At 70.1% G+C, this 19644-nt stretch carries 21 protein-coding genes, 2 tRNA genes and 1 pseudogene; 15 read left to right on the top strand and 9 right to left on the bottom strand.

Translation table 11 applies throughout. The annotated features are described in order from the left end of the window. Positions 1-90 precede the first annotated feature (90 nt). Entirely contained in the window at positions 91-2655 is a 2565-nt protein-coding gene (pepN, locus tag G8E01_RS07085) for an aminopeptidase N (protein ID WP_166317791.1), read from the top strand. Beyond that, the gene (locus G8E01_RS07080) at positions 2655-3059 is read left to right on the top strand and encodes a globin (protein WP_166317788.1); all 405 of its coding nucleotides are present in this window, start codon (positions 2655-2657) and stop codon (positions 3057-3059) included. The genes pepN and G8E01_RS07080 overlap by 1 nt, the downstream gene beginning before the upstream one ends. A gap of 9 nt (positions 3060-3068) precedes the next feature. Here G8E01_RS07080 and G8E01_RS07075 read toward each other — a convergent pair whose 3' ends face one another. Then, on the bottom strand, positions 3069-3731 hold the full coding sequence (locus tag G8E01_RS07075; protein ID WP_166317785.1) for a DUF8185 domain-containing protein: 663 nt from the start codon (positions 3729-3731) through the stop codon (positions 3069-3071). Between the two features lie 59 nt (positions 3732-3790). Between G8E01_RS07075 and G8E01_RS07070 the strand changes: the two genes are divergently transcribed. Then, a complete protein-coding gene (locus G8E01_RS07070) occupies positions 3791-4660 on the top strand; it encodes an acyl-CoA thioesterase (protein WP_338100763.1) in 870 nt (289 codons plus the stop codon). Between the two features lie 6 nt (positions 4661-4666). Here G8E01_RS07070 and sufU read toward each other — a convergent pair whose 3' ends face one another. The 3 genes from sufU to G8E01_RS07055 all read right to left on the bottom strand — a co-directional run bounded on the left by sufU (position 4667) and on the right by G8E01_RS07055 (position 6903). Beyond that, positions 4667-5104, bottom strand: a complete 438-nt coding sequence (sufU, locus tag G8E01_RS07065; RefSeq protein WP_166317782.1) for a Fe-S cluster assembly sulfur transfer protein SufU — start codon at positions 5102-5104, stop codon at positions 4667-4669. Beyond that, positions 5101-6354: an aminotransferase class V-fold PLP-dependent enzyme gene (locus G8E01_RS07060; RefSeq protein ID WP_166317779.1), complete on the bottom strand. Its 1254-nt coding sequence runs from the start codon at positions 6352-6354 to the stop codon at positions 5101-5103. Before G8E01_RS07060 ends, sufU begins: the two co-directional genes overlap by 4 nt. 75 nt (positions 6355-6429) lie before the next feature. Then, entirely contained in the window at positions 6430-6903 is a 474-nt protein-coding gene (locus G8E01_RS07055; RefSeq protein ID WP_166317776.1) for an acyl-CoA thioesterase, read from the bottom strand. 322 nt (positions 6904-7225) lie between these two features. Between G8E01_RS07055 and G8E01_RS07050 the strand changes: the two genes are divergently transcribed. From G8E01_RS07050 to G8E01_RS07035, 4 genes are all read left to right on the top strand, one after another. After that, positions 7226-8527, top strand: a complete 1302-nt coding sequence (locus tag G8E01_RS07050; RefSeq protein ID WP_166317773.1) for a betaine/proline/choline family ABC transporter ATP-binding protein — start codon at positions 7226-7228, stop codon at positions 8525-8527. Next, positions 8527-9492, top strand: coding sequence for an ABC transporter permease (locus tag G8E01_RS07045; protein WP_166317770.1), 966 nt, complete (start codon positions 8527-8529; stop codon positions 9490-9492). Before G8E01_RS07050 ends, G8E01_RS07045 begins: the two co-directional genes overlap by 1 nt. 101 nt (positions 9493-9593) lie before the next feature. Next, a complete protein-coding gene (locus tag G8E01_RS07040) occupies positions 9594-10505 on the top strand; it encodes a glycine betaine ABC transporter substrate-binding protein (protein WP_166317767.1) in 912 nt (303 codons plus the stop codon). A 114-nt stretch (positions 10506-10619) separates the two neighbouring features. Then, positions 10620-11507, top strand: coding sequence for a glycine betaine ABC transporter substrate-binding protein (locus tag G8E01_RS07035; protein WP_166317764.1), 888 nt, complete (start codon positions 10620-10622; stop codon positions 11505-11507). Between the two features lie 71 nt (positions 11508-11578). Here G8E01_RS07035 and ettA read toward each other — a convergent pair whose 3' ends face one another. The 4 genes from ettA to G8E01_RS07015 all read right to left on the bottom strand — a co-directional run bounded on the left by ettA (position 11579) and on the right by G8E01_RS07015 (position 14767). Beyond that, on the bottom strand, positions 11579-13261 hold the full coding sequence (gene ettA, locus G8E01_RS07030; RefSeq protein ID WP_166317761.1) for an energy-dependent translational throttle protein EttA: 1683 nt from the start codon (positions 13259-13261) through the stop codon (positions 11579-11581). A 52-nt stretch (positions 13262-13313) separates the two neighbouring features. Further along, a complete protein-coding gene (locus G8E01_RS07025) occupies positions 13314-13784 on the bottom strand; it encodes a single-stranded DNA-binding protein (protein WP_166317758.1) in 471 nt (156 codons plus the stop codon). A gap of 137 nt (positions 13785-13921) precedes the next feature. Next, positions 13922-14467: a peptide-methionine (S)-S-oxide reductase MsrA gene (gene msrA / locus G8E01_RS07020; RefSeq protein WP_166317755.1), complete on the bottom strand. Its 546-nt coding sequence runs from the start codon at positions 14465-14467 to the stop codon at positions 13922-13924. Positions 14468-14557: 90 nt separating this feature from the next. Continuing rightward, on the bottom strand, positions 14558-14767 hold the full coding sequence (locus tag G8E01_RS07015) for a methyltransferase (RefSeq protein ID WP_166317752.1): 210 nt from the start codon (positions 14765-14767) through the stop codon (positions 14558-14560). A 365-nt stretch (positions 14768-15132) separates the two neighbouring features. Between G8E01_RS07015 and G8E01_RS07010 the strand changes: the two genes are divergently transcribed. The 5 genes and pseudogenes from G8E01_RS07010 (at position 15133) to G8E01_RS07000 (ending at position 18111) form a co-directional block, all read left to right on the top strand. After that, a complete protein-coding gene (locus G8E01_RS07010; protein WP_166317749.1) occupies positions 15133-15777 on the top strand; it encodes a helix-turn-helix domain-containing protein in 645 nt (214 codons plus the stop codon). Beyond that, positions 15770-16495, top strand: coding sequence for a B3/B4 domain-containing protein (locus tag G8E01_RS07005; protein WP_166317746.1), 726 nt, complete (start codon positions 15770-15772; stop codon positions 16493-16495). Before G8E01_RS07010 ends, G8E01_RS07005 begins: the two co-directional genes overlap by 8 nt. Next, positions 16492-16926 (top strand): annotated as a pseudogene (locus G8E01_RS12600) (EamA family transporter); the annotation flags it as partial. The gene G8E01_RS07005 and the pseudogene G8E01_RS12600, both read left to right, overlap by 4 nt. A 148-nt stretch (positions 16927-17074) precedes the next feature. Then, positions 17075-17212, top strand: a complete 138-nt coding sequence (locus G8E01_RS12735; RefSeq protein WP_240921452.1) for a hypothetical protein — start codon at positions 17075-17077, stop codon at positions 17210-17212. Further along, positions 17212-18111 carry a dihydrodipicolinate synthase family protein gene (locus tag G8E01_RS07000; RefSeq protein ID WP_338100809.1) on the top strand — a complete coding sequence of 300 codons (900 nt, stop codon included), beginning with the start codon at positions 17212-17214 and terminating at the stop codon, positions 18109-18111. The genes G8E01_RS12735 and G8E01_RS07000 overlap by 1 nt, the downstream gene beginning before the upstream one ends. Positions 18112-18349: 238 nt before the next feature. On the opposite strand, the gene G8E01_RS06995 is transcribed toward G8E01_RS07000, so the two are convergent. Next, positions 18350-18421, bottom strand: a tRNA-Arg gene (locus tag G8E01_RS06995). Between the two features lie 82 nt (positions 18422-18503). Between G8E01_RS06995 and orn the strand changes: the two genes are divergently transcribed. The 3 genes from orn to G8E01_RS06980 all read left to right on the top strand — a co-directional run bounded on the left by orn (position 18504) and on the right by G8E01_RS06980 (position 19643). Continuing rightward, the gene (orn, locus tag G8E01_RS06990) at positions 18504-19130 is read left to right on the top strand and encodes an oligoribonuclease (protein WP_166317740.1); all 627 of its coding nucleotides are present in this window, start codon (positions 18504-18506) and stop codon (positions 19128-19130) included. Positions 19131-19170: 40 nt separating this feature from the next. Next, positions 19171-19243: transfer RNA gene (locus tag G8E01_RS06985), tRNA-His, on the top strand. A gap of 4 nt (positions 19244-19247) precedes the next feature. Beyond that, positions 19248-19643 carry a metallopeptidase family protein gene (locus tag G8E01_RS06980; RefSeq protein ID WP_166317737.1) on the top strand — a complete coding sequence of 132 codons (396 nt, stop codon included), beginning with the start codon at positions 19248-19250 and terminating at the stop codon, positions 19641-19643. The last annotated feature ends 1 nt before the right edge of the window (position 19644 follow it).

The raw sequence follows: 19644 nt of genomic DNA, 5'->3' as shown, positions 1-19644 counted from the left end.
GTCACGGATCGGCGACGTAGGCTGTACCAGTTGCTCGCCGCGCACAACGCGCGCGGGCGGATCCCCGACGAACCCATGGGAGCAGCCACAGTGCCTGGAGAGAACCTCACTCGCGTCGAGGCGGAAGAGCGCCGCGCGATCGTCGAGACCCACGCCTACGAGGTCGCGCTCGACCTGACCAAGGGCGAGGAGGTGTTCGGATCGCGCAGCGTCGTGCGGTTCAGCGCCACGCCCGGTGCGAGCACGTTCATCGACCTCATCGCGCGCGACGTGCGGGAGGTCACGCTCAACGGCCGCGAGCTCGAGCCGTCCGAACTCTGCGCGGACTCGCGCGTGTTGCTGGCAGACCTCGAGGCGGACAACGAGCTCGTCATCGACGCCGACTGCGAGTACACGAACACGGGCGAGGGCCTGCACCGTTTCGTCGACCCCGTCGACGGCGAGGTGTACCTCTACACCCAGTTCGAGGTGCCGGACTCCCGCCGCGTGTTCGCCGTGTTCGAGCAGCCCGACCTCAAGGCGACGTTCCAGTTCACGGTGACGGCGCCGCGCGAGTGGAAGGTCGTCTCGAACCAGCCGACGCCCGAGCCCATCCCCCACGAGGAGGGCGGATCCGCGACCTGGGGCTTCGAGCCGACCCCGCGGATCTCCTCCTACATCACGGCGCTCGTCGCCGGCCCGTACGAGGAGGTGCGCGACGAGCTGGTCAACAGCGAGGGCCGCACGATCCCGCTCGGCGTCTTCGCGCGCAAGAGCCTGTGGGCCGACATGGACGCCGAGTACATCTTCGAGAAGACGAAGCAGGGCTTCGCCTACTACGAGGAGAAGTTCGGCGTGCCCTACCCCTTCGCGAAGTACGACCAGCTCTTCGTCCCCGAGTTCAACGCCGGCGCGATGGAGAACGCGGGCTGCGTGACGTTCACCGAGACGTACGTGTTCCGGAGCAAGGTCACGGACGCCGTCAAGGAGCGCCGCGTTGTGACGATCCTCCACGAGCTCGCCCACATGTGGTTCGGCGACCTCGTGACCATGAAGTGGTGGAACGACCTCTGGCTGAACGAGTCGTTCGCCGAGTGGGCGTCCACGATCGCGACCGCCGAGGCCACGGAGTGGACCGAGGCCTGGACGACGTTCAACGCGATGGAAAAGACCTGGGCGTATCGCCAGGACCAGCTCCCGTCGACGCACCCGATCGTCGCGGAGATCTCGGACCTCGAGGACGTGCAGGTCAACTTCGACGGCATCACCTACGCCAAGGGCGGATCCGTCCTCAAGCAGCTGGCCGCTTACGTCGGCATCGAGGAGTTCTTCCAGGGCGTGGGCGCCTACTTCCGTGCCCACGCCTACCAGAACACGACCCTCAGCGACCTCCTCGTCGAGCTGGAGCGCACGAGCGGCCGCGACCTGTCCGAGTGGACGGCCAAGTGGCTGGAGACGGCCGGGGTCAACACCCTCTCGCCCGTGATCGACGACGACGTCGACGGCGTCATCACCCGGTTCGCGGTGATGCAGACCGCGCCGTCCGACTACCCGACGATCCGCCCCCACCGTCTCGGGATCGGCTTCTACGACCTGCGCGGCGGAGCCCTCGTGCGCGTCCACGACGTCGAGGTCGACGTCGCGGGCGACCTCACGGAGATTCCTGCGCTCAAGGGCGTCCGGCGCCCCGCGCTCGTCCTGCTCAACGACCGCGACCTCGCGTACGCCAAGATCCGCCTCGACGACGCCAGCCGCGCGACGGCGATCGCTCACCTCGCGGACATCGCGGATCCGCTCGCGCGCTCCCTCGTGTGGGGCGCCGCCTGGGACATGACGCGCGACGGCGAGATGGCCGCCCGCGACTACATCGACCTGGTGCTCGGCAACATCGGCTCCGAGACCGAGTCGACGACGGTGCGCACGACGCTCGCGCAGGTGCGCCTCGCGGCGAACGCATACGTGTCGCCCGCGTCCCGCGACGCGCAGCGCGCCCGCGTGGCCGACGGTCTCTGGGACCTCCTCGCGGCCGCCGACGCGTCCAGCGACATCCAGCTCCAGCTGGCGACCGCGTTCGCACAGGCCGCGTCGACACCCGCCCACGCGGAGCGGCTCGCCGGCCTCCGCGACGGATCCGCGCCTCTTCCGGGCCTCGAGATCGACGCCGACCTGTCCTGGCAGCTGCTCCTCGGGCTCGCCGCGACCGGCGCCGTCGCCCCCGACGACATCGACGCCGCGCTCGCGGCGGACAACACCTCGAAGGGCGGCGAGTTCGCCGCGCAGGCGCGCGCGGCACTGCCGGGCGCGGATCACAAGCGCGCCGCGTGGGCGTCGCTCATCGAGCGCGACGAGCTCCCCAACACGGTCGTGCGCTCGGCCGCCGCCGGGTTCACGCACCCCGCGACGCGGGACGACCTGACGGGCTTCGTCGACGACTACTTCGGCATGCTGCGCGGGATCTGGCGCGCGCGCACGTTCCAGATCGCGTCCTACCTCATCGAGCTGCTCTACCCGGCGCCGCTCGCGAACGCGGAGCTGCGCGACGCGACGCGCGCGTGGCTGCGCGAGAACACGGACGCACCCGCCGCGCTGCGCCGCATCGTCGCCGAGAACCTCGCGGGCGTGGAGCGCGCGCTCACAGCGCAGTCGCGCGACGCCGAGGCCGACGACGTCGCCTGATGGTCGAGATCTCGGGCGTCGGCGCGCCGGCGTCGTTCTACGACGAGGTGGGCGGGCGCGAGACGTTCGCCCGCCTCGTCCACGCCTTCTACCGCGAGGTGGCGGCCGACGAGGTGCTGGCCCCGATGTATCCCGAGGAGGACCTCGGCCCGGCCGAGGAGCGCCTCCTGCTCTTCCTCGAGCAGTACTGGGGCGGCCCGACGACCTACAGCGAGACGCGCGGCCATCCGCGCCTGCGCATGCGGCACATGCCGTTCCGGGTCAACCCCGACGCGCGCGATCGGTGGCTCGCGTGCATGCGCACGGCGGTGGACGAGCTGGGCCTCGCGCCCGTGCACGAGGCCACCCTCTGGGACTACCTCGAGCGCGCCGCCTACGCGATGGTCAACACCTTCGAGCGGTGACGCGCGGGCCTACGAGCCGCCCGTCGGCCGCACCGCGGTGAGGCCGGTGGCGGCGGGCCCTCGCGAGAGGATGTGTCCGCGCTCGAGCGACAGGCGCGTCCACCGACCGGATCGGCGCACCGTCGCGGCCTCCTCGCCGCCGATGAACCCGAACGCGAAGGCCGCGAACGCGACCCCGAGCGGGAGACCGTCGAGGTCGGGATCCGGCTGGCCCCACACGGACCCCCGGACGGCGCGCACGGCGTCCTCCCCCGCGTCGGTCGGCACCTGGTGCGCGACCGCCGCGATGCCCCACTGCGCCCGCGCCGCGAGGGTCGCGGCGGGGATCTGGCCGGCCGGCTCCCAGCCCGCCCGCGGCGGCGCCACACCCGCCCAGGCCGGGGACAGGGCCTGGTCAGGCAGCGCGAGCGACTCGGGGTCCTCGCTGGCCGCGAGCTGGTCGACCACGACGTCGCACTCGAGTTCCGGATCCGCGGACACGACGCGCATCGCGAGGACCGTCGGGGTCCGATCGAGCAGGCCCTGCGGGGCCAGCGCGGCCGCCGTCATCACCAGGACGCCGCGGGAGGCCTGCAGCCGCACGCCGTCGGAGCCGGCGCGCGCGGCACGGCCGGCGAAGGTCAGCGCGTCGGACGCGGTGGGCGCGTCCGCCAGAATCAGTCGCTCGCTCATCCTCCCTAGACTAGGACGGGCGGCTGAGCACGGTCCGCGTGCGCCGCCGAGGAGGATCCGTGAGCGCCATCGACATCCCGAACGACCCCGTCGACGTACTGCGCGCCGTGCTCGATCTCGAGCGCCCCGGCGCGCGGACGGGCGAGGAGATCTTCGTCGGGCGTTCCCACCCGATGCCGTCCGGCCGCGTGTTCGGGGGCCAGGTCGTCGCGCAGTGCGTCGTGGCCGCGACGGCGACGGTCGACGCCGACCGCGCGCCGCACTCGCTGCACGGGTACTTCCTCCGCCCGGGCGACGTCGACGAGCCGATCACGCTCGCGGTGGAGCGGATCCACGACGGCCGCTCGTTCGCCCGCCGGCGCGTGCAGGCCTACCAGCGCGGCGAGCCGATCTTCAGCGCCATCGCGTCGTTCCAGGACCACGACCCCGGCATGGAGCACCAGATGCCCATGCCCGAGGTGCCGGCGCCCGAGGAGGTCGCCTCGGCCGAGGAGGAGCTGGGGGGCGCGTTCGCGCTCCTGCGCCACAACCCCATCGAGGCCCGCCACGTGCACGGAGGCATTTACCTCGAGGTTCCCGACGCGCGCGCCACGCAGGCGAGCTGGCTGCGGATCCGCTCGCGACTCGACGACGACCCGGCGCTGCACCGCGCAGCGCTCGCGTACATGAGCGACTTCACGATCCAGGAGCCGACGCTACGGGCGAACGGCGTGTCGTGGCGCACAAAGGGCCTGCGCTCGGCCAGCCTCGACCACGCGATCTGGTGGCACCGCGACGCGCGCGCCGACGAGTGGCTGCTCTACGTCGCCGAGTCGCCGACCTCGCGCGGCGGGCGCGGCATGAACACGGGGCGGATCTACACGCGCGGCGGCGAGCTGGTCGCGAGCGTCGCGCAGGAGATCATGGCGCGCACGCCCGCGTTCAGCTGAGGGCGGCTACGCCGCCTGCGACGCCTTGAGGTCGGCCTCGAGCGCGACCCAGGCGAGCATCGCGCACTTGACGCGCATGACGTACTTCGCGGTGTTCTGGAAGGCGGCCGCATCGCCCAGGCGGTCGGACGGCTCGAACTTCCCGCGCGAGCGCATCATCTCGCGGAACTCCTCGATCGTCGCGAGCGCCTCGTCCCGCGTGGCCCCGCCCAGCAGGTCGCTCATGATCGACGCGGACGACATCGAGATGCTGCACCCCTGCCCGTCCCACGCGAGGCCCGAGATCTCCCCGTCCGTCACGGTGATGCCGAGGGTGATCTCGTCGCCGCAGGACGGGTTCAACTCGTGGTGCGTGAAGGGGTGCGTGGTCGGGTCGCCCTTGCCCTCGGGCGTCTTCGCGTGATCGAGGATCAGCTCCTGGTACATGGCTTCGAGACCGCTCATGCGCTCACTCCAAAGAACGTGCGGACGCCGGAAAGCGCCTCGCGGAATTGCTCGACCTCGTCGAGAGTCGTGTACACGCCGGCGCTCGCGCGCGTGGTCGCCGCGACGCCGAGCACCCGATGCAGCGGCTGGGCGCAGTGGTGGCCCGTGCGCACCGTCACGCCGCGGTCGTCCAGGAACTGCCCGACGTCGTGCGCGTGCACGCCGTCCACGATCACGCTCGCGAGCGCGGCGCGCTCGGCGCCCGCCGGCGGTCCGACCAGGCGCGCCCCGGGCACGGCGGCCACGGCCTCCGCGAGCGCCTGGCCGATCTCGCGCTCGTGCGCGGCGACGGCCGCCATGCCGACGGCGGACAGGTAGTCCACCGCGGCGCCGAACGCGACCGCCTGGCTCACGGCCTGCGTCCCCGCCTCGAAGCGCTGGGGCGAGGGCAGGAATTCCGCGGCCTCCAGCGTGACGACCGTGATGGCGGATCCGCCCGTGCGCGCCGGCGGGAGCGCGTCGAGGAGCTCCGCCCGGCCGTACAGCGCACCGATCCCCGTCGGGCCGGCCATCTTGTGCGCGCTGAACGCGGCGAAGTCGACCCCGAGCGCCGCGAGATCCACCGGCAGGTGCGGAACGGACTGGCACGCGTCGAGGACCGTCAGCGCGCCGACCCCGCGCGCGATCTCCACGACGTCGACGACGGGCGCGATGAGCCCCGTCACGTTCGAGACGTGCGCGAACGCGATCACCCGGGTCCGGGGCGTGACGACCTCGCGGAGGCCGTCGAGCGTCCAGAGGCCCGCCGCGTCCACGGGGACCACGACGAGCCGGGCGCCGGTCTTGGCGGCGAGGCGCTGCCACGGGATGAGGTTCGCGTGGTGCTCGGCGGCCGTGACGACGATCTCGTCACCCTGGCCCAGCGCGAAGCGCGCATCGCCCAGGCCGGCCGACGCGTCGGCCATGCCGAGGGCCACGACGTTCAGCGCGTCGGTCGCGTTCTGGGTCCAGACGATCTCGCGCTCGCCCGCGCCGACGAAGCGCGCGACCTTCTCCCGGGCGTCCTCGAACGCCCACGTCGCCTCCCCCGTCGCCATGCTGGATCCGCGGTGCACGGCCGCGTAGTCGCTCCGCACGAAGACGCGCTCCGCCTCGATGACGGAATCCGGCCGCTGCGACGTGGCCGCCGTGTCGAGATAGGCGGTGCCGGGGTGGGCGGCGAAGAAGGGGAAGTCCGCGCGGGCCGACGCGCCGGGGATGGGTGCCATGTGGTGCTCTCCGAAAGACAACGAGGTGCTGTCTTCCATCCTCTCGCACTCGCCGCGTGTGGGGGCCGACCTCCGTCACCGCCGGGTGAAGCGGATCGGCTCCTCGACATACGGCTCCCACGCCCGGCGGGCGAGGGCGGGGAGGCGCACGGGGCGCATCGTCTCCCCCGAGACCATGACGAGCGTCGTCGCCGCGCGCGCGGACGGCGCCGCATCCCCCGGCACGAACACCTCGTAGCAGAGCTCCGCGGAGGATCCCCCCAGCCGCGCGAACCACATCTGCACCTCGAGGGGGGCCTGCCGATACGGGATCGGCGCGAGGTAGTCGACCTCGTTGCGGGCGATAAGCGGCAGCACGGGCGCGGAGCCATCGATGCGCAGCCCCTCGTCGAAGACCGCCGTCGGCAGGCTCTGTGCGCGCTGCTCGTGGAGCCAGAACGCGCGCACGCGCGCCTCCTCGAGGTGCTGCAGCAGGGTGACGTTGTTGACGTGCCCGAAGGCGTCCTGGTCGCCCCATCGCAGGTAAATAGGCAGGTGAATCCGCGTCATCCGCGCCTCGCATCCTCACAATTGCGTAACATCCGGCGTCGCGCCGCACGGCGCGCCATCTCGCAGATTACCGCGTCGATCCGCGGGCAGGAGCGATGATCCCGCGTTGCGATATACGACGCCTGTCGTCGAACTTTCACGCCTGAGCGTCTGCTGTCGATACTCTTGGACTGTATGAAATGTTGACACGCAACTCGACATTTCCCTTCTGCCCGCGGTGACGCGTACGACACGGCCGCCGGCTTCATACCCTTCACGATCCGATTACCCGAGGGTCGAGCGCGCACGTTGCGTCACCCAGACGCGCTCGTCGCAGGAGAACGTGACCAATAACAACGCAGACGTGCTGGTGCGCGCCGAGGGCCTGTACAAGGTCTTCGGGCGCCGCACGAAAGACGCAGTGGAGAAGCTCCGCGCCGGAACGCCCCGCGACGAGCTCGACGGCGCCACCGCCGCCGTCATCGACGCCTCGTTCGAGGTGCGGCGCGGCGAGATCTTCGTCGTGATGGGCCTGTCGGGTTCCGGCAAGTCGACGCTCATCCGCATGATCAATGGCCTGCACGACGCGACCGCGGGCACCCTCGACGTACGCGGACAGGACGTCACGCGCATCTCGGACAAGGCGCTGCGCGACATCCGCCGCGACCACATCTCGATGGTGTTCCAGCACTTCGCGCTGCTGCCCCATCGCACCGTCGCGGACAACGTCGCCTACCCGCTCGAGCTGCAGGGCGTCGACAAGGCGCGCCGGCTCGACCGGGCGCGCGAGATCCTCGGGCTCGTCGGCCTCGACGGCTGGGGTGACAAGCTGCCGAGCCAGCTCTCGGGCGGCATGCAGCAGCGCGTCGGGATCGCCCGCGCCCTCGCCGCCGACACGGACATCCTTCTCATGGACGAGGCCTTCAGCGCCCTCGACCCGCTGATCCGGCGCGAGATGCAGGAGCAGCTGCTCGAGCTCCAGCAGAAGCTGCACAAGACGATCATCTTCATCACGCACGATCTCAACGAGGCGATGTTCCTCGGCGACCGCATCGCCGTCATGCGCGACGGCCGCATCGTGCAGATCGGGTCGCCCGAGGACATCCTCACCGACCCCGCCAACGACTACGTCGAGCAGTTCGTGCAGGACGTCGACCGCGCCCGCGTGCTCACGGCGGGCAACGTCATGGAACGCCCCATCGCGGTCGTTTCCGAGACCGCGGGGCCGCGCACGGCGCTGCGCACGATGCGCGACGCCGCGCTGAGCGCGGTGTACGTCGTCGACCAGAACCGGCGCCTGCTGGGCACGCTCGAGGACCGCGGCGCGTTGCAGCTCGTGCGCAAGGGCGAGCGCTCCATCGCCGCCGCCATCAAGAACGACGCCGTCACGGTCGGCGTCGACGACGTCCTGATGGACCTGTTCGTGCCCTCGATCGAGTCGAAGCTCGCCGTCGCCGTGACCGACGCGGACGGCCGGCTCGCGGGCGTGATCCCGCGCATGACGCTGCTCGCCGCGCTCGGACCCGGCCCCAGCGCGACGGAGGAGATCGCCCTGCCCGCGCAGCCCGTCCCGACCACCGTCATCGACCAGGTCCTGGCGGAGGCCGACGACGCCGACGCGCGCGGATCCGAGGAGGCCCGCTGATGTTCGAGAACTTCCGTATCCCCGTCGGGGACTGGGCCGATCAGGCGGTCGACTGGATCAAGGACAACCTCGAGTGGTTGCTCGATTTCATCACGATGGTCGTCAGCTGGCTCGTCGAGTCGCTGACCGACGTGCTCCTCGCCACGCCCATCCCCGTCGCGATCCTCATCGCCGCTCTCATCAGCTGGTTCTTCCGGTCGTGGCAGCTCGCGGTGGGAACGCTGCTGACGTTCATCCTCATCGTCGGCATGGACATGTGGGAGCCCGCGATGCAAACGCTGGCGCTCGTGCTGATGGCCGCGCTCGTCGCGATCGTCATCTCGGTGCCGCTCGGCATTTGGTCCGCGCGCAGCGCGACGGTCCGAACGATCCTCAAGCCCGTGCTGGACTTCATGCAGACCATGCCGGCGTTCGTGTACCTGATCCCGGCGATCGTCTTCTTCAGCATCGGCGTGGTCCCCGGCCTCGTCGCGACGGTGATCTTCTCGATGCCGCCCGGCGTGCGCCTGACGGAGCTCGGGATCCGCGGCGTCGACGAGGAGACGGTCGAGGCGGGTCAGGCCTTCGGCGCGACCCCCGGCCAGATCCTGCGCGGGATCCAGCTGCCCCTCGCCCTGCCCACGATCATGGCGGGCGTGAACCAGGTCATCATGCTCGCGCTGTCGATGGCCGTCATCGCCGGCATGGCCGGCGCGGACGGGCTCGGCAAGGAGGTCGTCGCGGCCATCTCGACGATCGACATCGCGCAGGGCGTGGAGGCCGGCCTCGGCGTGGTCATCCTCGCGGTCTTCCTCGACCGCGTCACCGCGGCGCTCGGCAACCCCGCGGCCTACCCGTCGTCGCTCCTCGGCACGCTCACCCGCCGCCGCCAGGCGCGACGCGCGGCAGCCGCGGAGGCGGCGGCCGCCCGGGCCGAGCGCGAGGCCGTGTCGCCTCGGCGCGCGCCCACGGGCGGCGTGGCCTAGCCCTCACCCCATACCCCTTACCCCTGGCGGGTCCGTCCCGCCCATCAGAACCCCGGTTCGACTCCCCACACCCGCGCAGCGCGCGGGAGGAAAGGAACATCATGAACACGCGTCACCTCACCGGAATCCTCGCCGTCGGCGCCGCCGCGAGCCTCGCGCTCGCCGGCTGCTCCTCGAGCACGGACGAGGGCTCGTCGGCCGACGGCGGCGAGAGCATGGGCACCATCACGCTCGGCTACCTCCCCGCCTGGACCGACGGCCTCAGCACCGCGTTCCTGCTCCAGGACCAGCTCGAGAAGATCGGCTACACGGTCGAGATGCAGGAGCTCACGGAGGCGGGCCCCCTCTACGCCGGCCTCGCCCAGGGCGACGTCGACATCTACCCGTCGGCGTGGCCCGAGCTCACGCATGCGTCCTACATGGAGGAGTACGGCGACGACATCGAGGACCTCGGCACGTACTACGACAACGCGAAGCTCACGCTCGCGGTGCCGACGTACACCAACATCGACTCGATCGCCGACCTCGCGGGCAACGCCGACATGTTCGACGGCCAGATCGTCGGCATCGAGCCGGGCGCGGGCCTGACCGCCCAGACGCAGGACTCGGCGATGCCGGCCTACGACCTCGACGGCGAGTACGAGCTGCTCACGTCGTCGACCGCCGCGATGCTCACCGAGCTCGAGACCGCGATCGACAACGAGGAAGACATCGTCGTCACGCTGTGGCGCCCGTTCTGGGCGAACGACGCGTTCGACATCAAGGACCTCGAGGACCCCGAGGGCGCGATGGGCGACCCCGAGGGCCTGCACTTCCTCGCGACGGCCGGCTTCGCCGAGGAGTTCCCGGAGGCCGCCGAGCTCATCGGCGGCATCGAGCTCGACGACGCCGAGTACGGCTCGCTTGAGGACACCGTCGTGAACGAGTACGCCGACGAGGACGACAAGTCGGCCGCGATCGACGAGTGGCTCGAGGCGAACCCCGAGGCCTTCGACACGATCGTCGCGGAGTAATCCGCCGCGCGGGACGCGTTCCCGCGCACGGCACGAGGGGGTGCCGCGGCCTGCGCCGCGGCACCCCTTTTTCGCGCCCCGAGTGACACCCCCACAGCACCGAAAGGACGACGCATGCGCATTCGTCACCGCCTCCTCACCACCGCCGCTCTCGGATCCGTCTCCCTCCTCGCCCTCGCCGGGTGCGGGGCGGGCGCCGCCGACGGCGACGACGAGACCATCACGATCGGCTTCCTGCCGTCGTGGACCGACGCCGTCAACAACGCCTACCTGCTGCAGGACCAGTTCGAGAAGATGGGCTTCACGGTCGAGATGGAGGAGCTCACGGAGCCCGGCCTCCTGTACACGGCGCTCGCCGAGGGCGACGTCGACATCTACCCCTCCGCCTGGTCGGACATCTCGCAGGCCGCGTACATGGACGAGTACTCCGACCGGATCGAGGACCTCGGCGCGTACTACGACAACGCCCACGGCACCCTCGCGGTGCCGGACTACGTCGACATCGACGCGGTCGAAGACCTGCACGGCCAGGCCGACCGCTTCGACGGCCGCATCTACACGATCGAGCCCGGATCCGGGACGGCCACGATGGCCGAGGAGAGCCTCTTCCCGGCCTACGACCTCGGCGACGAGTACACCCTGACCTCGTCGTCTCTCGCGGGAATGCTCGCGACGCTGGAGGACGCGGTCGAGAACCGTGAGGACATCGTCGTCACGCTGTGGCGGCCGTTCTGGGCCTACGAGGCGTACGGCCTGAAGGACCTCGAGGATCCGCAGGAGGGCATGGGCGCCACCGAGGGCCTGCACTTCCTCGCGCACGAGGGCTTCAGCGACGAGTTCCCCGAGGCGGCCGCGCTCATGAGCTCGATCACCCTGAACGACGAGCAGTACGGCGCGCTCGAGAACACCGTCGTCAACGAGTTCGACGACGGCGACGAGCCCGCGGCGATCGACGCCTGGCTCGCCGAGTACGGCGACCAGTTCGAGTGGGTCGTGGACTGACGCGCCCACCGCACGGCAAGACGGCGCCCCGGGAGATCACTTCGATCTCCCGGGGCGCCGTCTTCTCGCGCTCAGTCGCGCGTGAGCTTGCGGTGCGTCGTGCGGTGCGGGCGCGCGGCCTCCGGGCCGAGGCGCTCGACCTTGTTCGCCTCGTACGCCTCGAAGTTCCCCTCGAACCAGTACCAGTTCGCGGGGTTCTCCTCCGTGCCCTCGTACGCCAGAATGTGCGTCGCGATGCGGTCGAGGAACCACCGGTCGTGCGTGACGACCACGGCGCAGCCGGGGAACTCGAGCAGCGCGTTCTCGAGCGACTGCAGCGTCTCGACGTCGAGGTCGTTCGTCGGCTCGTCGAGGAGGAGGACGTTGCCGCCCTGCTTGAGCGTGAGCGCGAGGTTGAGGCGGTTGCGCTCGCCGCCCGACAGGACGCCAGCCTTCTTCTGCTGGTCCGGCCCCTTGAAGCCGAACTTCGACACGTATGCGCGCGAGGGCACCTCGGTCTTGCCGACCATCATGATGTCGAGGCCGTCCGAGACGACCTCCCACAGGGTCTTGTCCGGGTCGATTCCGCCGCGCGTCTGGTCGACGTAGCTGAGCTTGACCGTCTCGCCGACCCGCAGGTCGCCGCCGTCGAGCGGCTCGAGGCCCACGATGGTCTTGAACAGCGTCGTCTTGCCCACGCCGTTCGGGCCGATCACGCCGACGATGCCGTTCGGCGGGAGGCTGAAGCTCAGGCCGTCGATCAGGGTGCGGTCGTCGAAGCCCTTGACGATGTCCTTCGCCTCGATCACGACGTTGCCGAGGCGCGGGCCGGCGGGGATCTGGATCTCCTCGAAGTCCAGCTTCTTCGTCCGCTCCGCCTCGGCGGCCATCTCCTCGTAGCGCGCGAGGCGCGCCTTCGACTTGGCCTGGCGTCCCTTGGTGTTGGAGCGCACCCAGTCGAGCTCGTCCTTCAGGCGCTTCTGCAGCTTGGCGTCCTTCTTACCCTGCACCTCGAGGCGCTCGGCCTTCTTCTCGAGGTACGTCGAGTAGTTACCCTCGTAGGGGTAGAGGCGCCCGCGGTCGACCTCCGCGATCCACTGCGCGACGTGGTCCAAGAAGTACCGGTCGTGGGTAATCGCGATGACGGCGCCCGGGTAGGACTGGAGGTGCTGCTCGAGCCACAGCACGCTCTCCGCGTCGAGGTGGTTGGTCGGCTCGTCGAGGAGGAGGAGGTCGGGCTTCTCGAGCAGGAGCTTGCACAGCGCCACGCGGCGCTTCTCACCACCCGAGAGGTTCTCGATCCGCGCGTCACCGGGGGGCGTCCGCAGCGCGTCCATCGCCTGCTCGAGCTGAGCGTCGAGGTCCCAGGCGTCGGCGTTGTCGATGTCCTCCTGCAGCGTTCCCATCTCGGCGAGGAGCGCGTCGAAGTCGGCGTCCGGCTCGGCCATGAGGCCGGAGATCTCGTTGAAGCGGTCGAGCTTCGCCTTGATCGGCCCCACGCCGTCCTGGACGTTCTCCAGGACGCTCTTGGACTCGTCGAGCTCGGGCTCCTGCATGAGGATGCCGACCGAGAAACCGGACGTCAGCGTCGCCTCGCCGTTCGATGGCTGGTCGAGACCCGCCATGATCTTCAGGATCGTCGACTTACCGGCGCCGTTGGGGCCGACCATGCCGATCTTCGCTCCCGGGAAGAACGACATCGAGACGTCATCGAGGATCAGCTTGTCGCCCACCTGCTTGCGGGCGCGGACCATCTGGAAAATGAACTCAGCCATAGTTGGGCTCAGTCTACGCGGGATCCGCGCCCGCCCGCGCGCGGATCCCGCCTCAGAACGGCGTCTCGCCCGCGTACCCGTCCCCCGCGGCGACGGGCGCCGCCTCCCAGTCCGCGGGCGGGGCCTCGGCGGCCCCCTGGCCCTCGGCGCTGGCGGCGCCCGCCGCGGGCGCGGCGCGTGAGAACCGCGTCGTCCCGAAGCGCAGGTCGGCGCCGAGCGCATCGGCCACGACCTCGACCTCCGTGCCCGTCTTGCCCTCGCGCTCCCACCGCCGCACCTTCAGCGCGCCGGTCACGATGACGCGCTGACCCTTCTCCAGGGAGGCCACGGCGTGGGAGGCGAGGGAGCGGAAAGCGAGCACCGTGTACCAGTTGGGGTCGAGGTCGACCCACTCCCCCGTGCGCGCATCGCGGCGCCGGTTCGGGCTCGCCAGGCGGAAGCGGGTGTACGGATCCCCCGACCCCGTCTGCTGCTCAGTCGGCGCGGTCGCCAGGTTGCCGGTAATCGTGATGGTGTCGGTCATGTGCGTCCCCTCGTGTCGGCCGGCCGCGAGTCGGCCGGTGCCGCCACACTGCCCGCGGCACGGGAGGGGCGCCCGGCGGATCCGCCGGATCCGGGACAACTCCCCGGGAGGGCGCCGTGGGGACGAGGTCGCCCCCGCTACGCGCGGGCGTACTCCGCGAACCGCGCGCGCACCTTATTCACCTTCGGCACGGCGACCGCGAGGCAGTACCCCTGACCGGGGTTCTTCGCGAAGAAGTCCTGGTGGTAGTCCTCCGCCTCCCAGAACGCGCCCAGCGGCTCCATGGTGGTCACGATCGTGCCCTCGACGTCGCCGAGCGGCGCGTCCCACAGCTCGCTCGCCCGGGCGCGGGCGACCTCGAAGGCCTCGCGCTGCGCGTCGTCGGCCGGGAACATCGCGGACCGGTACTGTGTGCCGGTGTCGGCCCCCTGGTGGTTCAGCTGGCGCGGGTCGTGCATCGTGAAGAACGCATCGAGGATGACCTCGGCGGGAATGACCTCCGGGTCGAACGTCACGGCCACCGCCTCCGCGTGCCCCGTCCGCCCCGTGCAGACCGCCTCGTACGACGGATTCTCCGCCTCGCCGCCCACGTATCCGGACACGACCTTGCTCACGCCGCGAAGCGCGCGGTACGCCGCGTCGAGACACCAAAAGCATCCCCCGGCCAGCACGAACGTCTGCATCTCAGGCTCCTCTCGCGTCGCCGCGCTCGCGGCGACCACCCTCCACGCTACGCGCCCTCCCGGGCCCCGGCGCCGTCGACCGCCGAGAGATCAGTGGGGATGAAACTCGGGGCGGTCCGCGGCCGGCCCGAGCTGCGCCGAGAGGGCGTTCTTCGCAATCTCGAGCGTCGGGTACGTGCCGAGCGGCTCGTCCGATCCCGCCATCGTGACGAGGAAATCCGCACCCTCCGCGCGGATGGACCCGACGGCCCCCGCCTTGCCGTATGCCACGAAGATCCTGTGGCCGTGCTCATCGCCCATGATGCGCCCCTTCCCGTGCGTCGTCACGGCCAGGCTACGCGCCGGGAGTCGGGCGCAACAGGGGCATCCGGGCGCGAGAAACGCGTCTCATCGCGGTGCCCCTCCGTAGAGAGGTTGAGCACCCTGGCCCGGCCTTGCGGACCGTGGATTCTCGCCTGTCTCGGGGCGCCTACGAGCGTTGCGTACGACCAGCCGTGCCCTCTGTGACCGACTCTCGAAGTCGGGTGGTGCGCGCAGGTGGACTGGAATCGAATCCGTGGGGCAGGTCACCGATTCGTTCCTCACGCCCAGATCATCCGCGCGAGCGACTTGGCTGAGTGAATCGCCCGCTGGCTTCGTCGGAATGTGACCCCAGAGAGTGCACTATGGTGCACTACATGGGTACGGGCACAGCGACCGAGACGCTCACGCGCACAGTGGGTGGACGTGTGCGCGCTGCGCGGCAGCGACTGTCGTGGACGCTGGATCAGCTCGCTGCCGCTGCGGGGGTGAGTCGACGGATGCTCGTGAACGTCGAGCAGGGCGTGGTGAACCCGAGCATCGGGACACTGCTGCGCTTGTCGGATGCGCTGGGGGTGGGGTTGCCGGCTTTGGTGGAGCCCCCTCGGGAGGAGTCCGTGCTGGCACGGGTGACCGTGCACGGCGACGGCGCAGCGTTGTGGACGGGCGAGCATGGCGGGCGAGGGGTGCTCGTCGCGGGCACGCAACCACCTGACGTGGTGGAGCTGTGGGACTGGTCTTTGGGTCCCGGCGACCAGCACGACAGCGACGCCCATGCACCGGGCACTCGGGAGCTGCTACAGGTCCAGCGCGGCGCAGTGACGATCACCGTCGCTGATGATCTCCACCTGCTGGGCACGGGTGATGCGATCGAGTTCGCCGGCGACGTGCCGCATTCCTATGCCAACCCCGGCGAGGTCCCGGCCCGGATCTCGCTCGCCGTGTTCGAACCGGGCGTCCGCGCCATCCTTCCCCACCACCAGACTCCCGAGGAGCCCTCTCATGACTGATCTGCTCTCGCCCGACGCGTTCTTCGCCGCCTCGAGCGTCGACCCGGCCGTGCACGCGCTCCGCCCCGACTACCGGGCCCTGCTTGTGATCATCGACGGCATCGACCAGCACTCGAGTGCCGGGTTGACCGCTGCGGACGAGCTCATCGCCCAGGCTGAGGCGTATGCCAAAGAGCTGCTGGCCGGGTCGCCCGTGGATGAGCTGCCGCATATCGCGGCGTGGCGAGACGCGTACCGGGCGTTCGGCGCGAAGCCGCAGCGCACCCGCAACAGCCTAGAGGCCCTCACTCGCAGAGCGGAGCAGGGCTTGCCGCGGGTGAATGCGCTGACGGACATCTACAACGCGATCAGTGTGCTCTGCCAGATCCCCTTCGGCGGCGAGGACTATGCCCGCTACCAGGGGCCGGCCCGGCTGGTCCGGGCGACCGGTGATGAAGATTTCGCGACGACCGTGAACGGTGAGCCCACCATCGAGCACCCCGAGTCGGGTGAGGTCGTGTGGACCGACGATGCGGGGGTGACATGTCGGCGCTGGAACTGGCGGCAGGGGCCCCGCACTGCGCTGCGGGAGGACAGCACGAGCGCACTGTTCATCCTTGACGCCCTCGATCCGGTCACCGACGCCGAGCTGCATGCCGCGGCGGATGCGCTCGTCGACGCGCTCTCCGCCCTCGGTGAAGACGTGAGGGCCACCAGTCGACTCCTCAGCAGGGCATGACCGGCAGGCATGCCGCACCATCGGCACAGAGGACCGGGGCGATGCCACCGTGGACGCTTGGGGTCGCAGCGATGCTACTCGTCCCGCTCTCCAACGCCCTCTCCGTGACGGTGATCGAGCATGTCGGGGCCGCCGGGGCGTGCTGGGGCCTCTGCAACATCTTCACTCAGCGCGTCGGGGATCGTTTCGCCGGAATCAGCGGGCTCTCGCTCACGATCCCGATCGCCGCGCTGTTTACGCTGCCGTTCGGGCTCCCGCAGATCATCGGCGGTGAACCTGATTGGCAGATCCTCATCCTCGCCGCCGGGATCGCCCTGATTACCCCGGTGATCTCCTTCGCCCTCGAGATGCTCGCGCTGCGCCGGATGACCCACACCGCCTACGGGACGCTGTTGTCGCTCGAGCCCGCCTTCGGCGTCCTTATCGGCTTGCTCGTCCTTGCCCAGCAGCCCACGCTGTTGCAGTTGGTCGGTATCGCGATCGTCATCACCGCCGGAGCCGCAGCCCAGCGCGACGGACGACGAAGCCACGAGTACACCCTGGGTGGGAGGCCCATGAGAGCGCACCCAAGGAGACCGCATGATTGGCAAGCCCCGCTACTCGTCGACCTTCATGTTCGAGGTCGACGAGTACCGCGTCGTGATCGCGGAGATCCAGTTCGTCTACGGCCATGCCACGCTTGGTCTCGCGCACCGACCCGGACAGGAGACAGCGTGATCCGCACCTTCACCGGCCTCAGCGCCTTCCCCCTCACGCCGTTTCACGACGACGCCGTCGACGAAGCGGCCTTCGTTGGGCTCATCACACGACTCCGCGAGGCGAGGGTCGATTCGATTACCGCTCTTGGCTCGACCGGCTCCTACGCCTACCTCGACGCGCGCGAGCGGGCACGCGTCGCCCAGCTCGCGGTCGAGCACGCCGGGGACGTTCCGGTGTTCATCGGCGTCGGGGCGCTGCGCACCTCACAGGTGCTGCACAACATCGAGCAGGCCGAAACCGCCGGCGCCGCCGGCGTGCTGCTCGCCCCGATGACGTATCAGCCCCTTAACGAGCACGACGTGTTCGAACTGTTCCGCACGGCCACGGAGCACACCGACCTGCCGGTGATCGTCTACGACAACCCCGGCACCACCCACTTCACCTTCACCCTGGACCTATACGAGCGCCTTGCGCAGCTACCGGGGATCGCCTCGATCAAGATCCCCGGAGTTCCCGCCGAGCCGGAACGTGCCCGTGAGCACGTCGCGAAGATCCGAGCACTTCTCCCGGAACACATCACGATCGGCGTCTCCGGCGACGCGTTCGCCGCGACGGGGCTGAACGCCGGGTGCGAGGCCTGGTACTCCGTCATCGGCGGCACCCTGCCCCAACCTGCCCTCACGCTCACTCGCGCCGCCCAAGAAGAACGGCCAGGCGACGCGGTCGCTGAGTCGGAGCGTCTCGCCCCGCTGTGGGCGCTGTTCGCCGAGTACGGGGGCAGCCTGCGGGTGGTCGCCGCGATCGCCGAGCACCTCGGCCTCGCCCCCGAACGGTCCCTCCCGCTGCCCAACCAGGGACTCGACCAGACGCAGCGTGCCCGGGTCGCCGAGGTCGTCGCCACGCTCGGCTTTGTCTGATCGGGCGCGCTGAATCGGCCTGGGTGTCGTTCCGTTCTTCAAGCAAGGACGGAACCGATGAATCAGTAGTTTCGCCCGAGATACGCGAGCGCGCGCTGCGGATACTCGACGAGGCCAAACCCCAGCACCCGAACCTGCTTGTGGCCGGGCGGCTCGGCATGAGCCCGGAGACGTTGCGGGTAAGGCTCGAACCCCAGCCCTGATTCATCGGGCCAAGGTTCGAGCCTTGTGCGTTGGGTGCCCCCTGAAGGATTCGAACCCTCGACCGACGAGGTAGAAGCTCGCTGCTCTTCCACTGAGCTAAGGAGGCCAGGAGCCCCAGCTTATCGAGCCCCGGCGGATCCGCGCACGCCGCGGGGCCGGGTGTCAGGGGGCGCGGCTAGGCTGGCGGCATGGTGAGCGCCTCCGAGAACGACCGACTGGTGTGGATCGACTGCGAAATGACCGGCCTCGACCCGGCCGTGGACGAGCTCGTCGAGATCGCCGTCGTCGTGACGGATTTCGACCTGAAGATCCTCGACCCCGGCCTGCAGCTCGTCATCCGGCCGTCGGACGCCGCGCTCGCGCAGATGAACGACTTCGTGGCGAACATGCACGCGACGAGCGGCCTCGACCGCGAGATCCCCGGCGGTATCCCCGTCGGCGACGCCGAGCGCGCCGTGCTCGAGTACGTGAGCCGCTTCGTGCCGCAGGAGCGCAAGGCTCCCCTCGCCGGCAACACGATCGGCACCGACCGGATGTTCCTCGCGCGCTACATGCCGGAGCTCGACGGATACCTGCACTACCGCAACGTCGACGTCTCGAGCATCAAGGAGCTCGCGCGGCGCTGGATGCCCCGCGTGTACTTCCAGGCGCCCGAGAAGGCGGGCGGGCACCGCGCCCTCGCCGACATCCTCGAGTCAATCCGGGAGCTGCGGTACTACCGGCGCGCGGCCTTCGTCGCGGAGCCGGGGCCGTCCTCGGACGACGCCAAGGCAATTGCTGAGAATGTCGTGAACGAGTTCGCCCCAAACCTGTGACAGACTAGAGAAGTTGCCCCGCAGGTAGCGGGGAGACATGGTGGCTGTAGCTCAGTTGGTAGAGCACCGCGTTGTGGTCGCGGGGGTCGCGGGTTCAAGCCCCGTCAGCCACCCGATATGAGTTCGGGATCCTGCCCAGACACCCCTGAACGCTCCGACGAGCGGCCGACGCTCGGGCCGGACGAGTTCGAGGCCCTCGTGGTCTCCGAGCTCGACGCGCTTCCCGACGATATGGTCGACGACCTCGACAACGTCATCTTCGTCGTCGAGGACAGGCCGGAGGACGGATCCCTCGATCTCCTGGGCCTGTACGACGGCCTCGCGCTCACCGAGCGGGACCGGTACGGTATGGGCGAACTGCCCGACCGCATCATCGTGTACCGCGAGCCCCACCTCGCCCAGTGCGCGACGCTCCGCGAGCTCCGCGACGAGGTGCACACGACGCTCGTCCACGAGATCGCCCACTTCTACGGCATTGACGACGCACGGCTCCACGAGCTGGGATGGGCGTGAG

The organism is Microbacterium excoecariae (genome assembly GCF_011326725.1).
GTDB classification, from domain to species: Bacteria; Actinomycetota; Actinomycetes; order Actinomycetales; family Microbacteriaceae; genus Microbacterium; species Microbacterium excoecariae.
The sequence above is the reverse complement of the archived record's forward strand: the minus strand, read 5'-3'. Positions and strand labels throughout refer to the sequence as shown.

Coding starts and splice junctions, on each gene's coding strand:
- ettA (WP_166317761.1), bottom strand. CDS start 13,261: ATGGCTGAGTTCATTTTCCAGATGGTCCGCGCCCGCAAGCAGGTGGGC.
- G8E01_RS07060 (WP_166317779.1), bottom strand. CDS start 6,354: ATGGCACCCATCCCCGGCGCGTCGGCCCGCGCGGACTTCCCCTTCTTC.
- G8E01_RS07045 (WP_166317770.1), top strand. CDS start 8,527: ATGTTCGAGAACTTCCGTATCCCCGTCGGGGACTGGGCCGATCAGGCG.
- G8E01_RS07025 (WP_166317758.1), bottom strand. CDS start 13,784: ATGACCGACACCATCACGATTACCGGCAACCTGGCGACCGCGCCGACT.
- G8E01_RS07005 (WP_166317746.1), top strand. CDS start 15,770: ATGACTGATCTGCTCTCGCCCGACGCGTTCTTCGCCGCCTCGAGCGTC.
- G8E01_RS06980 (WP_166317737.1), top strand. CDS start 19,248: ATGAGTTCGGGATCCTGCCCAGACACCCCTGAACGCTCCGACGAGCGG.
- G8E01_RS07010 (WP_166317749.1), top strand. CDS start 15,133: ATGGTGCACTACATGGGTACGGGCACAGCGACCGAGACGCTCACGCGC.
- msrA (WP_166317755.1), bottom strand. CDS start 14,467: ATGCAGACGTTCGTGCTGGCCGGGGGATGCTTTTGGTGTCTCGACGCG.
- G8E01_RS07035 (WP_166317764.1), top strand. CDS start 10,620: ATGCGCATTCGTCACCGCCTCCTCACCACCGCCGCTCTCGGATCCGTC.
- G8E01_RS07075 (WP_166317785.1), bottom strand. CDS start 3,731: ATGAGCGAGCGACTGATTCTGGCGGACGCGCCCACCGCGTCCGACGCG.
- G8E01_RS07055 (WP_166317776.1), bottom strand. CDS start 6,903: ATGACGCGGATTCACCTGCCTATTTACCTGCGATGGGGCGACCAGGAC.
- sufU (WP_166317782.1), bottom strand. CDS start 5,104: ATGAGCGGTCTCGAAGCCATGTACCAGGAGCTGATCCTCGATCACGCG.
- G8E01_RS12735 (WP_240921452.1), top strand. CDS start 17,075: ATGATTGGCAAGCCCCGCTACTCGTCGACCTTCATGTTCGAGGTCGAC.
- orn (WP_166317740.1), top strand. CDS start 18,504: ATGGTGAGCGCCTCCGAGAACGACCGACTGGTGTGGATCGACTGCGAA.
- G8E01_RS07040 (WP_166317767.1), top strand. CDS start 9,594: ATGAACACGCGTCACCTCACCGGAATCCTCGCCGTCGGCGCCGCCGCG.
- G8E01_RS07080 (WP_166317788.1), top strand. CDS start 2,655: ATGGTCGAGATCTCGGGCGTCGGCGCGCCGGCGTCGTTCTACGACGAG.
- G8E01_RS07015 (WP_166317752.1), bottom strand. CDS start 14,767: ATGGGCGATGAGCACGGCCACAGGATCTTCGTGGCATACGGCAAGGCG.